Below are 21,524 nucleotides of genomic sequence, written 5' to 3' on the forward strand. Positions count from 1 at the left end.
TTCACGATTTGGAAATCGCACTTTTTCGCCCCGAAATCCCACCTAACACAGGGAACATCGCAAGACTTTGTGTGAATGTGGGTGTCCCCCTCTCCATTGTGGGGGAACCGTCCTTTGACCTTTCGGAAAAAGCTGTCAGGCGTGCCGGCCTCGATTATTGGAAAGACTTAGATCTTCGTAGATTTACGGATTATCAAGAGTTCCGAACCAAAAAAGAGGCGGAAGGGAGCCGTATTTTCCTCGTTTCCAAGTTTGGTACCAAACTGTACTGGGATGTGGACTTCCAGAAGACCGATGTTTTTTTGTTTGGAAGGGAAACTTCCGGCCTCCCCGAGGAAATCCACAAGTCCTGCCCCCCAGAACAGATCATTTCCTTGCCGATGGCAGAGGTGAGTCGATCCATCAATCTTTCCAACGCCGTTGCCATTGTACTTTATGAAGCACTGCGCCAAGAAAAAACGCGGACTAATCCCAAAGGATAAAACAATTTACAAGTCCTCCGTTCCCGTTGAAATGGGAATATATGCCGTTCCCTCTCTCCAGAACTGAGTTAGAGAAAGAAGTGAAGACTTTGTTCTCCAATGGCCTCTCGGGGAATGTGAACGATTTTCACTCTTGGGTGTTTATGGAAACCCAGCGGAAATTCAAGGACAATCCCAATACCACTTTAGAAGGCATTACTTCTCTCCTTGAAGATTTAATCAAAGACGGAATCATCACAACAAACCCTATAGATCCAAGGGAGTATCTACTTCCTGAAACTTCACCTATCGTTCGTAAAATGGGGACATCGGAGCAGTTTGTCATCCTTGGTGCCCTTCCCTACAATCCGATGCAGTATGTGAGAGCAAGGCTTGATTATTTTTTGAAACGGAATGGGATCCACGAAGAGTTACGGATGGATCTATGTATTGCTACGGTGGAAGCCGTAGAAAACGCAGCAAAGTACGGTGACGGCGGCGGTGTGGAAGTGATTTTTAAAATCGATAAACACAATACCTTCACCATTGAAATGATCAATACCGTTAAAGACTTTAATCTAGAAGATGATATCCAGAGAGGTAAGTTTTCTTCCACTGCAACACTTATGCGTGGTATGATGGTCATGCAAAAACTTTTTGATTCCGTTGATTTAGAAATCAGCGACAATCGAAAACAAGCTATACTCAAAGCAACTCGTAAACTAACATAGGTTACTATGGCAAATTTCAAAATGGTTTCTCCTTTTAAGGCTGCCGGAGACCAGGTCAAAGCAATTGAAAATATTGCGAAGTCCTTTGGTGAAGGTAAAAATAAAGTGACTCTTGTCGGTGTGACTGGTTCTGGAAAGACCTTTACCATGGCCGAGGTCATCACTCGTGTCAAAAAACCTACACTTATTTTATCTCATAATAAAACTCTGGCAGCACAGCTCTTTCGCGAGTTCAAAGAATTTTTTCCTGAAAATGCTGTAGAGTATTTTGTTTCTTATTACGACTACTACCAACCAGAAGCATACGTTCCTTCTTCTGATACTTTCATTGAAAAAGATATGTCAATGAACGAAGAAATCGATAAACTTAGGTTGCGAGCCACATCCAGTTTGCTCGAACGTGATGATGTCATCATTGTCAGTTCTGTATCTTGTATTTATGGTTTAGGATCACCTGAGGATTATATGAACTCAGTGGTGATGTTAAGAATCGGTGATAAAATCGATAGAGATCAAATCATTCGTAAATTTTTACATATCCAATATGCAAGAAACGATATAGATTTTAGCCGAGGAAATTTCCGGGTTCGTGGAGATACGATTGAAATTATGCCTTCTTACCAAGAAGAAGGAATTCGCATTGAACTCTTCGGAGATGAAATTGATGGATTATCAAAAATTGATCCACTCACGGGAAAGGTAAAAACCAAACTTGACCGTGTGGTGGTTTATCCTGCTAAACACTTCATCACTTCTGGCCCAAAAATCAAGGATGCCATCGAAAAAATCAAAGATGAGATGGCGGAACAAAAAGATAAATTCCTCAAACAAGGAAAACATCTAGAGGCAGAACGGATTGAATCCAGAACCAATTACGATATGGAAATGCTTGTGGAACTTGGTTATTGTAGTGGGATCGAAAATTATTCTCGCCACCTAACTGGTAGACAGGAAGGCGAAAGACCCGCCTGTTTGTTAGACTATTTTCCCAACATGGATTTTTTACTCATCATTGACGAATCCCATGTAACATTACCTCAAATTGGAGGGATGTATGCAGGAGACAGATCCAGAAAACAAACGTTAGTTGATTTTGGATTTAGACTTCCGAGTGCTCTTGATAATCGGCCTTTGAATTTTGAGGAATTCGAAACTCTTACACCAATGACTTTGTATGTTTCAGCTACCCCTGACCAAAAAGAAATTGATAAAAGCGAAGCGGTCATTGAACAAATCATCCGTCCAACTGGTTTGCTTGACCCGGTAGTCGAGGTTCGTCCCACCACAAACCAAATTGAAGATTTGTTAAATGAAATTCGACTGCGAATTGAAAATAAGGAAAGGATTCTCATCACCACTTTGACAAAGAAGATGTCAGAGGATCTCACTGATTATTACAAGGAAGTGGGTTTAAAAATTGCTTACCTTCATTCCGAAATTGATACCATCGAACGAACAGAGATCATCAGAGACCTACGTAAAGGTGTGTACGATTGTATTGTAGGGATTAATTTACTCCGAGAAGGTTTGGACATTCCAGAGGTTTCGCTTGTTGCCATTTTGGATGCGGACAAAGAAGGTTTCCTCAGGAATTATAAATCACTCATCCAAACCATTGGACGGGCCGCAAGGAATGTGAACGGTAAGGCCATTCTTTATGCTGATCGAATGACTGATTCTATGAAAAAAGCAATCAGTGAAACAGAACGTCGCCGTCTAATCCAGGAAGCACACAACACGGCAATGGGGATCACTCCTCAAAGTATCATTAAAGAAATTCATGATATCCTCCCACGTGAAATGGCAGAAGAGGATAGTAAAGCAGAAGCACTCAAGGAAATGGAAAAAGAATTTACCTTGAAGAAATACAAAACCAAAGACAAGTTACGTGATGCTTTAAAACGAGAGATGTTACGATTTGCATCTGACTTGGATTTTGAAAAGGCCGCTATGTTTCGAGATAAAATGTTAGCGCTCGGGCCAGATAAAATTGAATCATAAGGTAGGACTTTAATTGGAAACAAATGAATTTTGGGAAAACTCAACAAAACTTGCGAGATTGGAAGACTCTCTACCGAAACAAATTTTTCTTCTCCCGATTAAGGTAAGGCCTGTATTCCCAGGAATCATCACTCCATTAATTGTTCCTCCTGGTCGTTTCATCCAATCCATTGAAGAATCTTCGAAAGGGGCTGGGTTTTTAGGTCTTATCCTTTTAAAAGAAGATGAATCGGAACTTCCTTCCGAAGATAATATTTTTCAAATTGGCGTGGTTGCTCGTATTTTGAAAAAAATCAATCTGCCTGATGGTGGAATGAATATTTTAGTAAACACCATTCAAAGATTCAAAATTAATTCCATTCATACTAAAGAACCTGTATTAATTGCTAATGTAAGTTATCCGGAAGAAGAACTTGGAACTAGCAAAAACAATATCAAAGCCCTTATGCGGACTTTGTTAATTTTGACCAAGGAACTTGCGCAAAACAATCCTCTTTTTACTGAGGATATGAAGCTGACGATGATGAACGTAAATGAACCAGCAAAAATGGCTGATTTTGTTTGTTCCATTCTGAACTTAGAAAAAGAAGAATACCAATCGGTCATCGAAGCGATTCAAATCAACGATCGTTTGGAAAAAGTCTTATTATTTCTTAAAAAAGAAATTGAGTTAGTAGTTCTTCAGAAAAAAATCCAAGAACAAATCAACGATAAAATTGATAACCAACAACGCCAATTTTTCTTGAGAGAACAGTTAAAAGCCATCCAACAAGAGTTAGGTACTGGTGAAGATAAAACAGAAATCAAATATGAAAAACTTTTAGAAAGACTAAAGTCGATTCCCGTTGCCGAAGAAATCATCACAGAAGTAGATAGAGAGATTGATAAGTTTAAAAACTCAGATCCTATCTCCAGTGATTATAATGTAATTCGTAACTATCTGGATTTGGTGGATGCACTTCCCTGGGAAAAACCAAAGGAAAAAGAAGTAAATCTAATTCATGCAAAAAAAATCCTAAACCGCGACCACCACAAACTAGAAGATGTGAAAGAACGGATTTTGGAATTTTTAGCCGTTCATAAATTAAATCCTAAAAGTAAAGGGTCTATTCTCTGTTTGGTGGGGCCACCGGGTGTAGGTAAAACCTCCATTGCTAAATCAGTCGCGGAAGCACTTGGCAGAAAATTTTATCGATTTTCTGTGGGTGGGGTAAGAGACGAAGCAGAAATCAAAGGTCATAGACGAACTTATATTGGAGCAATGCCAGGCAAACTCATCAGTGCTTTAAAAATCACAAAAGAAAGAGATGCTGTGATCTTACTTGATGAAATTGATAAAATGTCTCAAGGTTTCCAAGGTGACCCACAAGCCGCACTTCTTGAGGTTTTAGACCCAGAACAAAATTCCAATTTTAGAGATCATTATTTGGATTTACCATTTGATTTATCGGATGTTTTGTTTATTGCAACAGCCAATACCTTTGAACCCATTCCACGAGTGTTACTGGATCGTATGGAAGTGATCCAACTTTCGGGTTATATCACGGAAGAGAAAGTGCAGATTTTCCAAAAGTATCTTTGGAAAAAAATCTTTGAAAAAAATGGATTAAATCCTGATTCCTTTTCGATGAAAAAGGAAACTGTGGCCCTTCTTATCAATTCCTATTCACGTGAGTCTGGTTTACGAGGACTCGAAAAAACATTTGATAAACTAGTTCGTAAAATCGCCTTAAAACAGGTGTTAAAGGAAAAGTATTCCAAAGAAATTCGTGAAAAGGATTTGGTTGAATATCTCGGAACTCCGCCTTTTGTGGATGATCGAATGACAAGTCCAAAAGTTCCAGGAACGGCCCTAGGTCTTGCTTGGACCAATGCTGGTGGATCCACGCTTCTGATTGAAGCAGTTCTCATTCCAGGAAAAGGTGGACTGACTCTCACAGGGCAAATGGGCAAGATGATGGAAGAATCTGCTAACATTGCTTTGTCGTTTGTGAAAAACTATGTAAACAATGATGTTCTGTTTGATAAGAAGGCCATCCACTTACATGTTCCTGACGGTGCCACTCCCAAAGATGGCCCAAGTGCAGGAATCACTATGGCTACTGCCATTCTTTCGCTTGTCACAGGCCAAGTGATTGCTCCCGGTTTTGGAATGACAGGCGAACTCACGTTAACTGGTGAGGTTTTGGCAATTGGTGGACTCAGAGAAAAAATTGTCGCAGCCAAAAGAGTGGGAATTAAAAAAATCATTTTCCCTAAAGACAATGAAAGAGCTTTCCAAGAAATCCCTGACTACGTCAAACGAGGGGTAAGTTTTTATCCAGTCACTCGTTTTGAAGAAGTCGAAAAACTTGTTTTTCCAAAATCCAAAGGTAAAAAGAAATGAATAACCAATCCAATTCTTTTATTCTCATCCTAGAGGTATTGTGTGGCCACCTAACAGATATACTCCGTTTTTTCTGGGAAAGGCGAGTTAAGTTTTTGACTCTTGGTTTTGTATTAGGTATCTTTTTATCTTTTTTCTTTTTGGGCGGAGCCTATGTGGTTTGGTCTGGAGAAGAGGCCCGAGTCCATAAATCATTGGAAAAATACCGATCAGAAGTTTCTAATTTTTATGATAGTTTTCAACCAAAGTCTGTAAAAATTTTGGATCGCAGTGGAAAGGTTATGGGAGAGTTTTACCGCAGAAACTTTCGGCCCATTCGTACAGACAATTTAGGAAAACACAATGTGATTGTTTGGGCAGTATTATCTTCGGAAGATCGCGAGTTTTTTTCTCACTCTGGTTTGAATTATACTGCTATTGGTCGTGCGGTTGTTACCAATTTAATCCAATTTCGTTTGTCCCAAGGTGGATCCACAATCTCCCAACAGTTAGCCAAACTTACGTTAAATCTAGGGAAACGAAACTTATTTAATAAATTAACAGAACTCTATTGTACGTTTTATATCGAAAGCCAGTATTCCAAAGAAGAAATTTTGGCTATGTATCTAAACCAAATTTTCCTCGGTGAAGGAAATACGGGAGTGGAAGAGGCAGCCAGGTATTATTTTAGAAAACCTGCATCAGAGCTGAGTCCCGAAGAAGCAGCCCTCCTTGTGGGAATCATTCCTGCACCAAGTGTTTATAATCCCGTTCGTAATTTAGGAATCGCACTATCTAGACAAAAGCGTGTGTTATACGATATGGCGAGGAATCCGGAACTTCATCCTTCTCAGAAAGAAATTCCGCATAAGTTTTCTGATTCAATAGAACTAAACTTAAAAAAGTTCCGAACCATTTATAAAATCAAAGAACAAAAAGATGAAGATGGAAATCCTAAATATTCAAGTGAAATTGGGAAATTTGGAGCAGATAAAGATTTTCGAGTTAACTTAGCACCCGATTTCAATTCCGAAATTAGAAGATTTATTTTAGAACGATTTTCGAATGAAGACCTAGAAGAACGTGGATTACTCGTTTATACCACTTTAGATTTAGAAAAACAGAGACTCGCCGAAGAAGCGTTACGCGTGGGTGTTGACTCTGTCAGAGCCGATTTAACTAAACAAGAATCTGAATACCAAAACAAAGGTAAGGCGGATTTGGCAGAGGTCACTCGGGCCATATTACCACAACTCAGTGGATCTATGATCTCCCTTGATCCTGAAACAGGAGATATTGAAGCCATGGTAGGTGGTTACAAAATATCCAATGTGTTTCGCTTCAACCGAGCAGAAGATGCAAGGCGCCAACCCGGATCCACAATCAAAGCACTTGTGTATGCACTTGCCTTTGAAAAACGAATCGTCAATCCATCCTCTAAAATCAAAGACGAAAAATTAGACATCTCCGGATATTCACCTAAGAACTGGTATAAGGGGTATAAGGGTGATATCACAGTAAGACAAGCATTGGCTCAGTCTGTGAATACAGTTTCTGTAAAGTTGTTACACGAAATTGGGATTTCTTATTTCATTCAAAAATTAAGTGCCATCCTTTCCATCCCAGAGGAAGAAGCAGAAAGTAGGTTCCAAAGAAATTTATCCTTGGCACTTGGTTCTGGGGAACTCAGTCCCATGGAACTTTCAACAATTTATGCAACTCTAATGAATGGGGGAAGACGAGTCACTCCCAGAAAAATTTTAAAAATTACTGATTTAGATGGGAATGAATTTTATAGCACAGTGGCAAATGAAGCCGCTGAACAGATATTAGATCCAGTTGCTTGTGCTATGGCCATCAATACCTTACAATCCGTTTTGACGGAAGAAGGAACCATGACCCTGAAGAAAAAAGAAGGGGAACCTTTTTTATACGCGGGAAAAACAGGAACAGTGCAATCGCCAAAATTAAAATCTTCAAGGTGGAAAGGTTTGAAAGGGGTTCGTGATGTTTGGTTTGCGGGCCTCACTCCAAGGAATGTAACGGTTGTTTGGGTGGGTCATGATGAAGGCGCACCATTTCCTGGTTCTGGTTCCGGTGTGTCTGGTGGGATTTGGTACCGTTACACGCAGAATGTAAAAGCAAAACTGGGAATGGGGAATCAGTTGATTTCGAATTTTGTGGGAGATTTTGTTAAGGTTGATGTTTGTGCTGATGATGGAACTATTTTGGAAACAACTCCAGATTATGTTTGTAAGGTGCCACTTTATGCACAGTATTATTATATTGGAGATTTACCGCCGAAACGGGCTGGATTTCTGAAACCAGAACCTCCAGTTCAAAATACAAACCTCAAACCAGAACAGACTGACGATGATTCGGAAATTTCCACTTATGATTCACAAGGAAGTCGAATCCAACCAACAGCAGTTGATTCTGTGGAATTAGAACCACCGCTTATAGAAAATCGACGAGCGCGTTATAACGAAGAAACTCCTTAGAAACTAAATAATTTTCTTGGATGGACCATAGAAAAATCCAAGGTTTGTCTTCTCTGATCTTTTCAATAACCAATAGGGCATCCTGATTGTTTTTGAAAGGTTTATCTAAGATTTTACCAATCTCATTATTGTGGTAAAAGGAACGATTTCCCCCATTTCCCATTTTTGCCGGATGGAATAGTGGGTCTAAAAAATTCCAAATAGAATCAAAATCTGAATACCAAGTAAGTAATGTTAAATCTCCTTTTCCTTCTCCATTTTCTTTGTACAACGGAGCTTTCTCCATTGGTCTGAGTTTGATTGTGAGCCCAATTTCTTCTAATGCTTGTTTGATGGCACGTCCTTTGGTCTGGTTTTCGTCATCACCTCGCATTCTAAATTCCAAACTAGTTGATTTGATTTTTGGATAACAAACAGATTTTTCTAATTCGACTTTAGCTAAGGTTTTGTTATACAATTCACCTGTCGAAATAAATCCATCTTTGATTTTTTCCATGTAGTCCATAGGGATGGGTCCATAACTTAGATCTGCATGATTTTCTAATAACTTACTGATGATTAAACTACGAGGGATGGATAAATTTAAGGCAGTACGAAAGTGTTTATCAAAACAATGATTGTTTTGGTTGATGGTTACATATTGTACGGATCTTCCTTTTTTTGTTAGTGTGGATTCCGAGTTTGCTTCTGGTAAAGAAAGTAGGAAGTCTGTCAGTTTGAAAGCATCTAACTGGTTTTTCCGAAACAAAAATAAAGAAGTAGAAGATTGCGGTAAAATGAGGAAACGAATTTTACTCGGGAAGTTAGGGTCTGATCCCTTTTGAAATTCTAAATCTAAAAACTCATTTTTTTTCCATTTGGTGAGTTTGTATTTTCCATAAGTCTTTAAAATTTGTTTTTCCCATTCTTTTTGACCGATGATGGAGGCAAAAGGTAAACTGAGTTTCTCTTTCCACTCGGTTTCATTTGTTCCTTGTTTGAATTCTAATTCCAAGAACCCATCTGCTGAAACACGAACCTGAATTAGAAATTGGTAATCTCCCTTTCGGGGATAAGTTTCCGAAACCAAACGAGACAAACTATATTCAATATCTTGAAGAGGTGGGGCCAAAGAATTGAATTGGAACCGCCAAACCTCTTTTTTGGGTTGCGGTTGTTTTTGGAAAGACTGAATCCAAGGGGAGTGGAACCCGGAGGGAGTGCGTGTAAACAGTCCCTGGTGGATGAATTTTGCTAATTTTTGTCCGGACAAATCGGTAATGAAAAGCGGATCTAGGTGCGCTGTGTCAGAGGGGAGTGCGATTTTTAGATCAAAATGGGGGCTTTCTTCCCGGCAAAAAGTGAGGGACAAGAGAAAGAAAACGAGGGATAAGGTTCTCATACGTGAAGATTTACCGAAAACTATGGCCATATTTGGCAAAATACAAATACAGACTTAGCCTCGGTGTTTTCTTGTCTATATTTGTTTCCATTTTTAATGGTGCATCCCTCACATCACTCATCCCTATCTTTGATTCTCTTGGCACTGGCGAAAATTACAAGTTCCAAATTGCCCTAACCAAAAAAGACCAAACACTGCTTTCGGAACACAAAACTCCGACGAAGCTCGAAGGACTGACTTACTTTGAATGGCAGTTTGCCAATCTCAAACAAAAAACAAATGAGGAACTTGCGGATAAAAAACCAGACGACTTGGTGTATTTATTTTGCCTCATCATCCTTCCCATTTACTTTTTAAAACTCATTTGTCTTGCCGGAACGGTTTACTTTGTCAACTCCGCTGGACTTCTTGCTGTCAGCGATCTAAGGCAAGCTTTATATAAAAAACTCCAAGTATTACCACTCAATGAATTCTACCGCGAAAAAACCGGAGTTCTCATGAGCCGGGTGATCAACGACGTTGATATTGTTGGAAAAGTGATTTCGAATGATCTAAAGGATGCGATTAACGATTTTTTTTATATCATTACCCATTTAATCATCTTACTTGTATTAAGTTGGAAGCTGTTCTTTTTGTTATTCATTGTCATTCCTTTGATTGTGGGGCCAGTGAGTACATTTGCAGATCGGATAAGAAGAACCACTAAAAACCAACAAGAACAATTGTCTGAATTGAATGGCGACCTTCAGGAAGTGATTTCTGGGATTCGGGTTATTCGTGCCTTTTCGATGGAAGATAAGGAAGCGGATCGTTTTTTTAAAGTAAACCAAAACCTCTCCGACAAAACTTTTAAAACACATTTTTACCACCAAATTGGTCCCGCCTTAACAGAGTTATCTGGCTCTGTTGTAACGATGGTATTTCTTGGGATTGGTGCGTATCTATTGGAAGATGCTAGTTTTTCCAAAGGGATGTTCATTGCATTTTTTCTTACTTTGATATTTCTAATGCGTCCACTCAAACAAATGAGTATCCTTGTGAATTTAATCCAAGCCTCTGTGATTGCGAGTGATCGTGTATTTGAAATTTTAGGTAGAGATGTTGATATCAAAGAACCGGAATCTCCAAACAAACTTGGGCCACTTTCAAAATCGATCGAATACAAAAATGTATCTTACCTATATCCTAATACCGACATCTATGCACTAAAAAATATCAATTTAACCTTACCTCGCGGTGGAACTATTGCAATTGTTGGTTCGTCGGGAGCCGGTAAATCCACACTCGTTGATCTTTTGCCAAGACTGATTGATCCTAGTGACGGTGGAATTTTTTGGGACGATGTAAACGCCAAAGAATTAACCTTAGATAATTTGCGTAAACGGATCGGAGTTGTTTCTCAAAACATTTTTTTATTTAATGGATCCATTCGTGAAAACATTGCCTTTGGCAAACCAGATGCTACGGAAGAAGAGGTTCGACGTGCCGCAGAAGATGCATTTGCTTCCGAATTCATCGAAGCCTTCGAAGAAGGTTATGATACCATTGTAGGGGAACGTGGGGTGATGTTATCCGGTGGTCAAAGACAAAGGATCTCGATTGCAAGAACCTTACTTGCAAATCCAGAGGTACTCATTTTAGACGAGGCTACATCTGCTTTAGATACCGAATCGGAGCGACTCATCCAACAAGCGTTTGTTCGGTTGTATGAAAATAAAACGGTTATCATCATCGCTCACCGTCTTTCTACTGTTAAAATTGCAGATACAATTTATTATTTAGAGAACGGTGAAATTGTTGAAAGTGGAAGTCACGCAGATTTACTTAAAAACCAAAACTCAAAATACAAACGTTTGTATGATATGCAGTTTTCTGGTTCTAATTAACTGCCACTTTAGTAAAAACTTGGATGATCAAAGAATTAAGCTAGGCGACCAGTCCCACAGTTGGGGCAAAATTTAGCATTGGGGACAGCAACAAACGAGCCACAGCTGGCGCATGTCCAATTTTCGTTAATTTTGGGAGTTTGAAGCAGGTTTACGTTTGTTTGTTTTAATTTTTTATCTTTTAACTCAATCTCTATAGTATCTAGAGCTTCGATATAAGGAAGTGATTGGGATTGGAATTCTTCTTCTGTTAACTTTCCTGAGTCAAAATCAGACCGAATGTCTTTGAGCGAATCGAGCATGTTTCTCTTTTTTTCTGCAATTGGTCTTACAAAAGCTTCCTCGTCTTTTCCAAAAGGTGATTCATCTAGTCGAAATTTGTAATAAAACAAAACAAAAGGTGCAATCAGAATGATTCCAAAAAACAGACAATATAGATATAAGAGAAAATCCATAGGTTCAGAATTTGGACTTTTTATTTTTAAGCAATCTCTTTATCTTGGGTGAAAGAAGAGAAATTAGATTTATGGCCGTTACAAACTCATTAATTGAACAAAAACTTAAAACAGCAGAAGAAGTTGCAGCATTATTACCTGAACATGTTACATTAGGGTGCTCTGGATTTACGCCAGCAGGTTACCCAAAACTCATTCCCGTGGCCTTTGCCAAACGGATTGAAGATGAAAAAAAATTAGGAAAAGAATTCTCTATCAATTTATATGCAGGAGCATCCACAGGTGAGGAATTGGATGGTGCCTTAGCAAAAACTGGTGCACTGAAATTAAGAATCCCATACCAATCTAATTCTCACCTTCGTAACCTTATTAACCAAGGGGAAACCGATTTCATTGATATGCATTTGTCTCATGTAGTCAAATACATTGAACACGGAATTTTACCAAAAATTGATGTGGCTTTAGTTGAAGCAATCGATGTGACAACTGATGGGAAAATTTATCTTTCCACATCTTCAGGAATGAGTGCCACTTACATCCGTAATGCGGAATCTATTTTTATTGAGTTAACAGACACTCATCCTTTAGAATTAAAGGGTTATCATGATATTTATCTCCCCAACCATCACGAGAAGGGACTTCCTATTAATATTCTGACTCCTGGTGATCGAATTGGTTTACCATACATCCAAGTGACACCAGATAAAATCAAAGGGATTGTACGGTCAAACAAACCTGATGCCGCAACTATATTCAAAACTCCAGATGAAGATTGTCAAAACATTGCAGCCCATGTTTTATCTTTTATCCAACATGAAATCAAAAAAGGACGGATACCCAAAGAATACCTCCCGTTTCAAAATGGAGTTGGGAATATTGCCAACGCAGTCCTTGCCAGTATGGCAAAAGACTCCAATTTCCATTCCATCCAAATGTATACAGAAGTGGTTCAAGATTCGGTTTTTGATTTAATTGATGCTGGTAAATTGGAAATTGCATCAACTTCGGCGTTAACTTTCTCAGAAGCCGGCCTCAAAAGATTTCATGAAAATATATCTGCATGGAAATCTAAGTTTGTCATTCGCCCACAAGAGATTTCTAACCATCCGGAAGTCATTAGACGTATGGGACTCATTGCAATGAATACCGCCATAGAAGTTGACATTTATGGGAACGTAAATTCCACTCATGTGATGGGAACATCTATGATGAATGGAATTGGTGGATCTGGTGATTTTACACGGAATTCTCATTTGTCTATTTTTATGACCCCGTCTCTTGCCAAAGATGGGAATATTTCTGCAGTGGTGCCAATGGTTTCACACACAGATCATAACGAACATTCAACTATGATTTTCGTAACCGAACAAGGGTTAGCTGATCTAAGGGGATGCCCTCCTAAAAAACGAGCCGAACAAATTATTAATAATTGTGCACACCCCATTTACCGAGACAAACTCCGCGAATATTACGAAAATGCCCTTCGAGTTTCTAAAGGAAAACACACTCCTCATGACTTGGAAAGGTCTCTTTCTTGGCATGTCCAATTTTTGAAAACAGGAAGTATGAAGTGATTGCAGTTGTAGGTTCTGGAATTGCTGGCTTAACTGCCGCTTGGGCGGTTCGTAAGTTTAAAGATATAACTTTATTTGAAAAACATCCTGAAATTGGGATGGCAGCTTTTGGCGCCAAACAAATGGTTGATGGTTTACCTGTAGAATTTGACATTCCATTTCGAACCATCAAACGTGATTATTATCCTACACTATTTCAAGTTTATGATAAAGCGGGAATCAAAACTAGGCCTGTTGATTATTCCTTTAAGGTGGAATCAAATGGTGATTCCGTTTTTGGGTTTCGTTCATATGAATTTTTAGGGATGCCTTTTGGCCTACCAACAATGGATTCTTTAGTATCTGCGAAGGGTCGAAGGATTTTTTCAGACTTACTGAAGTTTTATACCAATGCCAAAACTGATTGGCTAAAAGAAAATTCCAGTATCTCTATTTTAGATTTTTTAATCAAATATGGTTATTCTAATGAATTTATATATCATTTTTTATTACCGACCTTTGCATTAGTAAACACGTGTAAAACGGAAACTGTGGGTGCTTATCCCGCTGAAACCATCATTGGATACCATTCTCGCGGTTATTCTTATACACCTCAAGAAACGGCGGAATTTGGAACTAGAGATATTGTAAATCGCCTCACAGAAAATTTATCAAATTTAAACTTAAACGCAGGGATCCAAAAAATTTATAAAAAGGGAGATAAAACTTTCATCCAGTTCGCCAATGAAGAAAAAGAATTTGATCATGTGATTCTTTCAACACAAGCAAACCAAGGGAAAGAACTTCTCGGAGAAGGATTTGAGTTAGAAAAAGAAATTCTTGGTGAGTTCCGTTATGAGTCAAGTGATGTTGTTTTACATACAGATGAATCTTATTTTTCGAATCCTTCCGTTTCTTTGATTTTTAAAATACGAGATGGTTATGACAAACCCGAGGTTACTTTAGATTTAGGAAGAATTATCCCTGAATTGAATGGCAAAAAAATATTTCAAACATGGAATCCACACCAACTTCCAAAACCAGAAGATACTTTAAAAATTGCTAAGTTTGAAAGGCCTGTGATGGATGAAAGAACAACCAAAGCCATCAAAAGAATTGCAGCATTACATGTAGAATCAAATTGTCGTCTTTGGTTGTGCGGTTCTTATTCTTTATACGGAATTCCACTTTTAGAAGCTGGTGCTAAGTCCGCTCTGTATGTTGTTTCAAAATTACTAAATAAAAATATTGATGAACTGATTCAAAAATAAGAACTAACGGGTTTTATTTTTCGAAGACGTAGTAATGGTAAGAAAGTCCTAAGTTTTTGGCAAACAGGTTTAATACTTTGGCGAATGCTTTCAATGAAGCAGGCAAAGTTTTTGAAAACTCAATGAATCCAAATAAAACTGGTTTTGTCCAATTTTCATGTTTGATTTCTTTGAATCCAATTGCTTTTAATTCAGTGATTGTTTCCTCGACTAACTTTAAATTATTTTTTGGAATTAGAAATGGAAGGTATAACCACCAAAGTTTTTTAAAACGACTCTCCGTAATTTGAAAATTTGTGAATACGAACCTACCACCAGGTTCTAAAACTCTGTAACTTTCTCTGTAAAACAACGCTAGGTTTTGGAAATGGTAAGAGGCATCTAAAGAAAAAACATACTGATAAGAAGAGTCAGCCAAAGATTTTATACTCTCCCAACTTCCGTGAATGAATGGTTTTACCTCTGTCTTAGTTGATATGAACAGTTGTTCTGCGAACTCTGATTGTTCTCCGGGTAAGTTGATGGCAGATAGTAGTTTTGGTTGGAAATTTTTAGACCAATATACCAAACTCCCACCAAGTCCAGAGCCAAGTTCCAAAATTTTAGATTTGGGTTGTAATCCGGCACCGAACACAAATTTCGATAAAAATTTAAGACCTGCTGATTCATAAGAAATGTCTTCCTCCCAATATCCAAAGTTGGAAACAAAGTAGGGAGGTGATTGCGGAAGGACAATTACTGGTGATTTAGAAAATGGGAAAGGAGTCATTTTTTACTTGTCGGATTGTTATACCCGCTAGGGTATATAGTATGAGCCTTTCGGAAAATCAAACCAAACTGATCCATCGTATCAATCGAATCCAGGGACAGCTGGAAGCAATCAAGAATACAATTAACGCGGAAGAAAAAGACTGCGAAAAAGCAATTTTACTCCTAAAAGCAGCCCACCAAGCAATGAAAAAATTTGGAGAAGCCTACATTCACGAATATATGGATACCTGTTTTAAGGAAAAAAAATCCACAGCGACAATCGAGTCAGATGTAAAAAAAGCCATCACAGCAGCCTTTTCCCTTTAATCCGAAAAATTCCTTCCATTTCCTACCCTAAAATCGCTTGCCATATATACCCATGGGGGTATATATGGATTTAAAGCCTGTATACTATAGGGGGTATGGTAATGTTTCTAGCTTCGACAAAAACTTGGTATTTGGAGCGAGTGGTTTATCTCGTTGCGGGGTTATTTAGTTTAGTGGGTGTTTCCTTGGGAACCTTTCTTTCGCCTTGGTGGTTTCTTTTGAATTTGCTTGTGGGTGTAAATTTGATCGTTTTTTCAACCATTGGTTTTTGTCCCATGGCAATTCTTTTGAAAAAACTTGGTTTTGAGTCCAAGGTAGTGGATTAAAAAATGAAAACGATCATTAGCATTTTGCTTCTGACCTTTCCGATGGCCCTCTTTGCCGAGGCCGTCGGTTTCAGTGATTTGTGGAAACAGATCGAAGAAAATTCTTCCGCTAGAAAATCCAAATATTTGGAATGGAAAGCAGGTGAAATTGCGAAAGACCGTGCCGGCAAACATTGGTTACCAAGAGTTTATACCGATCTTAGGACTTTTCAGACAAATGACCCAACTCTCAATTTTATGGGTAAACTAAGTCAAAGAAGTGCTACTGATTCCGATTTTTCCACTGCTTCGACAAGATACAGGCCAAGTAACTTCTTAGACTCGAATAACCAACCTTATTCGACATTAAACTCAGATACTATGAATCTTTTTTCGAAAGATACCTTAAACAATCCAGGTAGTCATACTTATTCACGAGGAACACTCGGAATGGATTTGCCTTTGTATGAAGGTGGGTCGAGCAAAACTCTCGCGGTCATGAATGAAAAAAGATCAGCAGGTCTTAAATTTGAATGGCTTGCTGTCAGAGATAGAGAATTTGCTCAGTCAGGTTTTTATTATCGAGCCATCCAAACATTGAATGAATACAAACAGAGATTAGATAAAATCAAAAAAATTGAATCTAAGTTTCAATCTAATTATTCCCTCGGTAATAAAGGAAATCCTGTTGGGTATGCGGGATACTTAGCTTTAAAGTCTGTTAAAAACCAAATTTCCATTTTGGAAAAACAATCGGATTTACAGATCCAAGATTATAAAGATACATTATATGTTCTTTCTGATCTCCCGTCTTCGGAAATAGAAACTATAGAATCAGATTTGAATGTATTTTTGGATACTTATTTCAAAAGACCAATGGTTTACGAAAGATCCAACCAAATGAATGCTCAAATCAAATACGCAGAAGGTGAAAAACTTAAATCCGATATGGAAATGGCTAAGTTTTTACCGAAGGTTGGTGCATATTCGGAAGCATATGGATACCAAGGAAGTCGTAATACAACAAACGCATACCAAGCTGGCGTTTATCTCCAAATGAATCTTTATAATCCAAAAGATATGGGAGTGGTGGAAGAATCCAAACTCAATGCAGAGGCTGCACTAAAGAAACTTGAAGAAAAAACGAAAGAAGAAGAATCACATGTAAAATCTCTTTTCCAAAAAGAAATCACACTTATGGAAAGTTTAACTTTGGTGAGAGAAACGGTGAAATACCAAGAAGAACAAGTTGGGAATATGCAAAAACTATTTCAAAGTGGTGCGATTTCCGCCATCCAATTTGCAGAAACATTAAACAAATCATTAGAACTAAATCGTGTATTAATGGAAACGGAAATTGCCGTTTTACAAGTCAGAACAGAAACATCAATATTTTCAAACAAGGAAGAATCAAATGAATCCATTGGAAGAAATTAAAAAAGGATTTGCTGGTCGATTGGCCGAAACTTTTTTGCATTCTCGTCTTACGCCTGTCATAGCAATTGTAAGTTTGATGCTTGGGTTATTTGCTGTATATTTAACTCCAAAAGAAGAAGAACCACAAATCTCTGTTCCTATGGTTGATATCCAAATTCCCGCGCCAGGGTTTTCACCTGAAGAAACGGAGCGAAAGGTAACGGAGGTTATTGAACGTGCAGTTTGGGGATTGGAAGGTGTTGAATATGTTTATTCTACAAGTAAATGGCATGGAAGTTATATCACTGTGCGATTCAAGGTGGGAGAACCTATCGAACCTTCTTTAGTTAAGATCCACCATAAATTGATGGAGGTAAAAAATACACTCCCTCGTAATACATTAAACCCTATTGTAAAATCTTATTCTATTGATGACGTTCCTTTTTTGGCTCTTAGTTTTAGCTCCGAAATAGCGGATGATTTTACTTTACGCCAACTCATTGCACCACTTGCCCGTGAACTTTCTTCAACTCCGGATTTGGCCTCGGTACAAATGTTAGGTGGTTTAAAAAAAGTCGTCCGAGTCAAAATAGATCCTAACCTTCTCAGTCGGTTTGGAGTGACAGCAATCGAAGTGGCTATGAGTTTAAAAGAAAATGATGCACTCATCCCTGCTGGTAAAAATTGGTCAGCAGATTCTGTTTTGGATATGGAAGTGGGGGGAGTATTAAAGAATATAACCGATGTCAAAAAACTTCCGGTAGCACAACGTGGTGGTCGAGTGGTGCGTATCCAAGATCTGGCGATAGTGGAAGAGGGGCCAGAAGAAAGAACAAGATCTTCTGCTTTGTATGATAAATCTCTCGGAGAAGGAAAACGAAATGCGGTTACCATTGTATTTGCTAAACGAAAAGGAACAAATGTAGTCAATTTATCAAAAGATCTATTAGAAAGGGCTAATCTCTTTCAAAAGAATTTACCGAAAGAAATTCAATTGAGTATCATTCGTGATTATGGAAGTACAGCAGAAGATAAGTCGCGTGAGTTAATTGAACACCTTCTCATTGCTACAATTTCAGTTACAGTTCTTATTGCACTTTGGATGGGTTTTCGTTCCGCTCTGGTGGTTGCCATTGCTATCCCTGTTACCTTAGCACTCACTTTGGCCATTTACTATTTTCTTGGATACACTCTAAACCGAGTCACTTTGTTTGCTTTGATATTTTCGATTGGGATCTTAGTGGATGATGCCATTGTTGTGGTGGAAAACATAGAGAGACACTTAGAAGAAAATCCAAATTTGGGAATCATCCGAGCGACTCTAATCGCTGTTTCAGAAGTAGGAAATCCAACCATTTTAGCTACCTTCACCGTGATCGCAGCAATTTTGCCTATGGCATTTGTTCGTGGGCTTATGGGTCCTTATATGAAACCAATCCCAGTAGGGGCAAGCCTTGCAATGATCCTTTCTCTTATTGTTGCCTTTGTGATTACACCTTGGGCTTCCGTTCGTTTGCTAAAAGAAAAACATGCTCATACAGGCAATGGTTCTGGAGAACATAAAATTTCCAAACTCGATGCGATTTATATCCGTTTTATGAATTGGTTACTCGGGTTTAAAAAGAACGCTACTGTTTTTGGACTTGTTACCATTGGATTGCTAATTGTATCGATGGCATTTGTTGGATTTAAATGGGTGAAGGTAAAGATGTTACCTTTTGATAATAAAGAAGAGTTTCAAGTTTTGTTAGACTACCAACCAGAAACAACTCTCATCCAAAGTATGAGTCATTCAGAAGAGTTAACAAAAATTCTTTTGAAAAATCCGAATGTAGAAAAAATACAAATTTTTGCAGGGGAAGCAGCACCATTTTCTTTTTCAGGAATGGTAAAACATTCCTTCCTTCGTAATCTTGATTCTATGAATGATTTACAAGTCATTCTAAAAAACAAAAACAATCGTAAAGAGTCAAGTCACGAAATCATAGAAACCTTACGATCCGACATACAAAAGTTTGGTGAAAAGTATCATGTTGTGACTAAAGTGTTGGAAATCCCACCTGGGCCACCGGTGATGGCAACAATGGTCGCGGAAGTGTATGGCCCAACTGCATCTGTGCGTAAACAGGTGACCGAGGAAATTGAAAAGATATTTCGGGAAGAACCAAGTGTGGTTGATTTAGACAGTACACTCCGAAACGGGCGAACTAAGATGATTTACCCTATCGATTTTGAAAAATCAGGTATTTTTGGAATCAAAACTTCCGCTCTTGCATATACGGGGTCCATTCTTTTTTCTGAATCACCTTTTGTCAGCTTGGCTACTGCCGAAGAACCGGAAGAAGTTTCTGTGAATCTTTCTGTCATCCAGAGTGTTCGTTCATCCAAAAATCCATTCCAAAACCAGAACATCATGTCTATGGAATCCGGAGTTGTTTCTTCCGAGAGAGTATTAGGAAATCCATACAAAGAAGAAGACAGGAGTTTATTTCGTAAAAATTTAAAACCAGTGCAGTATGTGATGAGTGAACTATCAGGATCGGAAGAAGCCCCCGTTTATGGAATGTTAAAACTCGCACCCAAAATCAAATACGAAACACAAACTGCTGAAGTTCCTTGGAACACAACAAAACCCGTGATTAAATGGGATGGGGAATGGTTTATCACCTATGAAGTATTCCGGGATCTTGGTGGTGCATTTGCTGTTGTGATTTTACTTATTTATGTTTTAGTTCTTGGTTGGTTTAAAAGTTATACGGTACCTCTTGTGATTATGGCTCCCATTCCTATTTCCCTCATTGGAATTTTACCGGGACACTTTGTGATGGGTGCTTATTTTACAGCCACATCTATGATTGGTTTTATTGCCGGAGCTGGGATCATTGTTCGAAACTCCATCATCCTTGTAGATTTTATCGAGGGAGAAATCAAAAAAGGTGTAGAACTGAAAGAAGCCGTAGTTCATGCGGGGGTGGTAAGGTTTCGACCAATGTTACTGACTGCTTCTGCTGTGGTGGTTGGATCCTTTGTGATGTTGTTCGATCCTATTTTCCAAGGATTAGCCATCTCATTAATGTTTGGTGAAATAGCAGCTACGGTCTTAAGTCGGTTTGCGGTTCCAGTTTTATATTACTGGTTTATTGGCAAATCAAGGCAAGGAGTGATCAAACATGGATAAAAGAATTTAGTTTTTAAATTTAATACTAAACTGGATTCTAATAAAAAAGGCTGAAATTACTTTCAGCCTTTAAGTCAAAACCTTTGGATTGAAACCAAGGTTTTTTTTCAGACAAACGAATTAACGAGTTCCCTCGTTTTTGATTTCACTATGGTTCTTATACAATCCAGTAGCTGTTAAAGAAGGTGCTCTAACATGACCTGTGTATTGTGTATAAGTAGTGCTACCACTTACGATAGAGGATTGGCATTTATCAAGTCCACCAGCACGGTTGTATCCACAAGAAGAGTGGTATGCTACAGCATAGTCATCTTCTCCTGGAAGGATGGCAGACGGTCCGAATGCACCTTTATAACCAGGTACATGGTTGATCTGAATTCCACCCGTATTGTTGTGATTGAATGCCCCACGTGCAGTTCCCACGATGAGAGATTTATCCATCGCATTTCCTGCAAATCCAAAGGTTATGCCATTCAAAGCAGAAGCAAGTTCCGAACCACCAGAAGCGGCAGCAAGAGCTGTTACTTTTGTGATGTTGAAACCTTTTGCTGATGCCGTAGAACCAAGGTTAGACAACCAGAATTCTATTGCATAACATCCTGCTGAGTGACAAACGATTTTGCAAGAGTTAGACCCTTTGCAATAGTTCGTAAGTCCTGTCGCAATATTTGTTTGAGCGCGAGCAGATCCGAAAGTTCTAGGGTCAGAAGTTCCATCGTAACCGATGAAAATTTTAGATCCAGAAACTGTATTCGCAGAGGTCCCCCAATACGAATTTACGTCTGTTGTTCCCACGCCGTTGTGGTTTTTGTCTGATTTTCCGTGAATGAACACGGTGTATGTTTGTGCACTGAGTGATCCCGCAAACAGCATCACGAGTGCAAGTGTTAAGGTTCTTCGCATTTTTTTTCCCTTTCCTGATTTTCTATATTACGACACAAAT

At 38.6% G+C, this 21,524-nt stretch carries 15 protein-coding genes and 1 pseudogene; 12 read left to right on the forward strand and 4 right to left on the reverse strand.

Annotation, left to right across the window (positions count from 1 at the left end):
- Positions 1-8 precede the first annotated feature (8 nt).
- The 5 genes and pseudogenes from EHQ24_RS01930 (at position 9) to EHQ24_RS01950 (ending at position 8,059) form a co-directional block, all read left to right on the forward strand.
- Positions 9-482: a tRNA (cytidine(34)-2'-O)-methyltransferase gene (locus EHQ24_RS01930; protein ID WP_135600020.1), complete on the forward strand. Its 474-nt coding sequence runs from the start codon at positions 9-11 to the stop codon at positions 480-482.
- 80 nt (positions 483-562) lie between these two features.
- Positions 563-1,192, forward strand: a complete 630-nt coding sequence (locus tag EHQ24_RS01935; protein ID WP_244310267.1) for an ATP-binding protein — start codon at positions 563-565, stop codon at positions 1,190-1,192.
- A 6-nt stretch (positions 1,193-1,198) separates the two neighbouring features.
- Positions 1,199-3,193: an excinuclease ABC subunit UvrB gene (gene uvrB / locus EHQ24_RS01940; RefSeq protein ID WP_135600022.1), complete on the forward strand. Its 1,995-nt coding sequence runs from the start codon at positions 1,199-1,201 to the stop codon at positions 3,191-3,193.
- A 13-nt stretch (positions 3,194-3,206) separates the two neighbouring features.
- Positions 3,207-5,552: pseudogene (gene lon, locus EHQ24_RS01945) on the forward strand (endopeptidase La); the annotation flags it as partial.
- Positions 5,553-5,575: 23 nt separating this feature from the next.
- A complete protein-coding gene (locus EHQ24_RS01950; RefSeq protein ID WP_135600024.1) occupies positions 5,576-8,059 on the forward strand; it encodes a transglycosylase domain-containing protein in 2,484 nt (827 codons plus the stop codon).
- On the opposite strand, the gene EHQ24_RS01955 is transcribed toward EHQ24_RS01950, so the two are convergent.
- Positions 8,016-9,440, reverse strand: coding sequence for an ABC transporter substrate-binding protein (locus EHQ24_RS01955; protein ID WP_135600025.1), 1,425 nt, complete (start codon positions 9,438-9,440; stop codon positions 8,016-8,018). The two genes, EHQ24_RS01950 and EHQ24_RS01955, sit on opposite strands and share 44 nt — an antisense overlap.
- 2 nt (positions 9,441-9,442) lie before the next feature.
- Between EHQ24_RS01955 and EHQ24_RS01960 the strand changes: the two genes are divergently transcribed.
- A complete protein-coding gene (locus EHQ24_RS01960; RefSeq protein ID WP_135600026.1) occupies positions 9,443-11,326 on the forward strand; it encodes an ABC transporter ATP-binding protein in 1,884 nt (627 codons plus the stop codon).
- A gap of 35 nt (positions 11,327-11,361) precedes the next feature.
- Here EHQ24_RS01960 and EHQ24_RS01965 read toward each other — a convergent pair whose 3' ends face one another.
- Positions 11,362-11,781 carry a zinc ribbon domain-containing protein gene (locus tag EHQ24_RS01965; RefSeq protein WP_135600027.1) on the reverse strand — a complete coding sequence of 140 codons (420 nt, stop codon included), beginning with the start codon at positions 11,779-11,781 and terminating at the stop codon, positions 11,362-11,364.
- Positions 11,782-11,852: 71 nt separating this feature from the next.
- Between EHQ24_RS01965 and EHQ24_RS01970 the strand changes: the two genes are divergently transcribed.
- Together EHQ24_RS01970 and EHQ24_RS01975 are read left to right on the forward strand one after the other, a co-directional pair.
- Complete coding sequence (locus EHQ24_RS01970; RefSeq protein WP_135600028.1) at positions 11,853-13,355, forward strand: succinate CoA transferase; 1,503 nt, start codon at positions 11,853-11,855, stop codon at positions 13,353-13,355.
- Entirely contained in the window at positions 13,352-14,605 is a 1,254-nt protein-coding gene (locus EHQ24_RS01975) for an NAD(P)-binding protein (RefSeq protein WP_135600029.1), read from the forward strand. Before EHQ24_RS01970 ends, EHQ24_RS01975 begins: the two co-directional genes overlap by 4 nt.
- Before the next feature lie 13 nt (positions 14,606-14,618).
- Here the strand turns inward: EHQ24_RS01975 and EHQ24_RS01980 are convergent, their stop codons facing one another.
- The gene (locus EHQ24_RS01980; protein ID WP_135600030.1) at positions 14,619-15,374 is read right to left on the reverse strand and encodes an SAM-dependent methyltransferase; all 756 of its coding nucleotides are present in this window, start codon (positions 15,372-15,374) and stop codon (positions 14,619-14,621) included.
- Between the two features lie 41 nt (positions 15,375-15,415).
- Here EHQ24_RS01980 and EHQ24_RS01985 point away from each other — a divergent pair, with 41 nt between their 5' ends.
- From EHQ24_RS01985 to EHQ24_RS02000, 4 genes are all read left to right on the forward strand, one after another.
- Positions 15,416-15,682, forward strand: a complete 267-nt coding sequence (locus EHQ24_RS01985; protein ID WP_135600031.1) for a metal-sensitive transcriptional regulator — start codon at positions 15,416-15,418, stop codon at positions 15,680-15,682.
- 101 nt (positions 15,683-15,783) lie between these two features.
- Entirely contained in the window at positions 15,784-16,008 is a 225-nt protein-coding gene (locus tag EHQ24_RS01990) for a YgaP-like transmembrane domain (protein ID WP_135600032.1), read from the forward strand.
- A gap of 3 nt (positions 16,009-16,011) precedes the next feature.
- Positions 16,012-17,424: a TolC family protein gene (locus EHQ24_RS01995; RefSeq protein ID WP_135600033.1), complete on the forward strand. Its 1,413-nt coding sequence runs from the start codon at positions 16,012-16,014 to the stop codon at positions 17,422-17,424.
- A complete protein-coding gene (locus tag EHQ24_RS02000; protein ID WP_135600034.1) occupies positions 17,402-20,581 on the forward strand; it encodes an efflux RND transporter permease subunit in 3,180 nt (1,059 codons plus the stop codon). The genes EHQ24_RS01995 and EHQ24_RS02000 overlap by 23 nt, the downstream gene beginning before the upstream one ends.
- Positions 20,582-20,701: 120 nt before the next feature.
- On the opposite strand, the gene EHQ24_RS02005 is transcribed toward EHQ24_RS02000, so the two are convergent.
- On the reverse strand, positions 20,702-21,484 hold the full coding sequence (locus tag EHQ24_RS02005; protein ID WP_135600035.1) for a hypothetical protein: 783 nt from the start codon (positions 21,482-21,484) through the stop codon (positions 20,702-20,704).
- Positions 21,485-21,524: the final 40 nt, after the last annotated feature.

Origin of the sequence: Leptospira noumeaensis (genome assembly GCF_004770765.1) — a bacterium.
In the GTDB taxonomy this organism is placed as follows: Bacteria; Spirochaetota; Leptospiria; order Leptospirales; family Leptospiraceae; genus Leptospira_A; species Leptospira_A noumeaensis.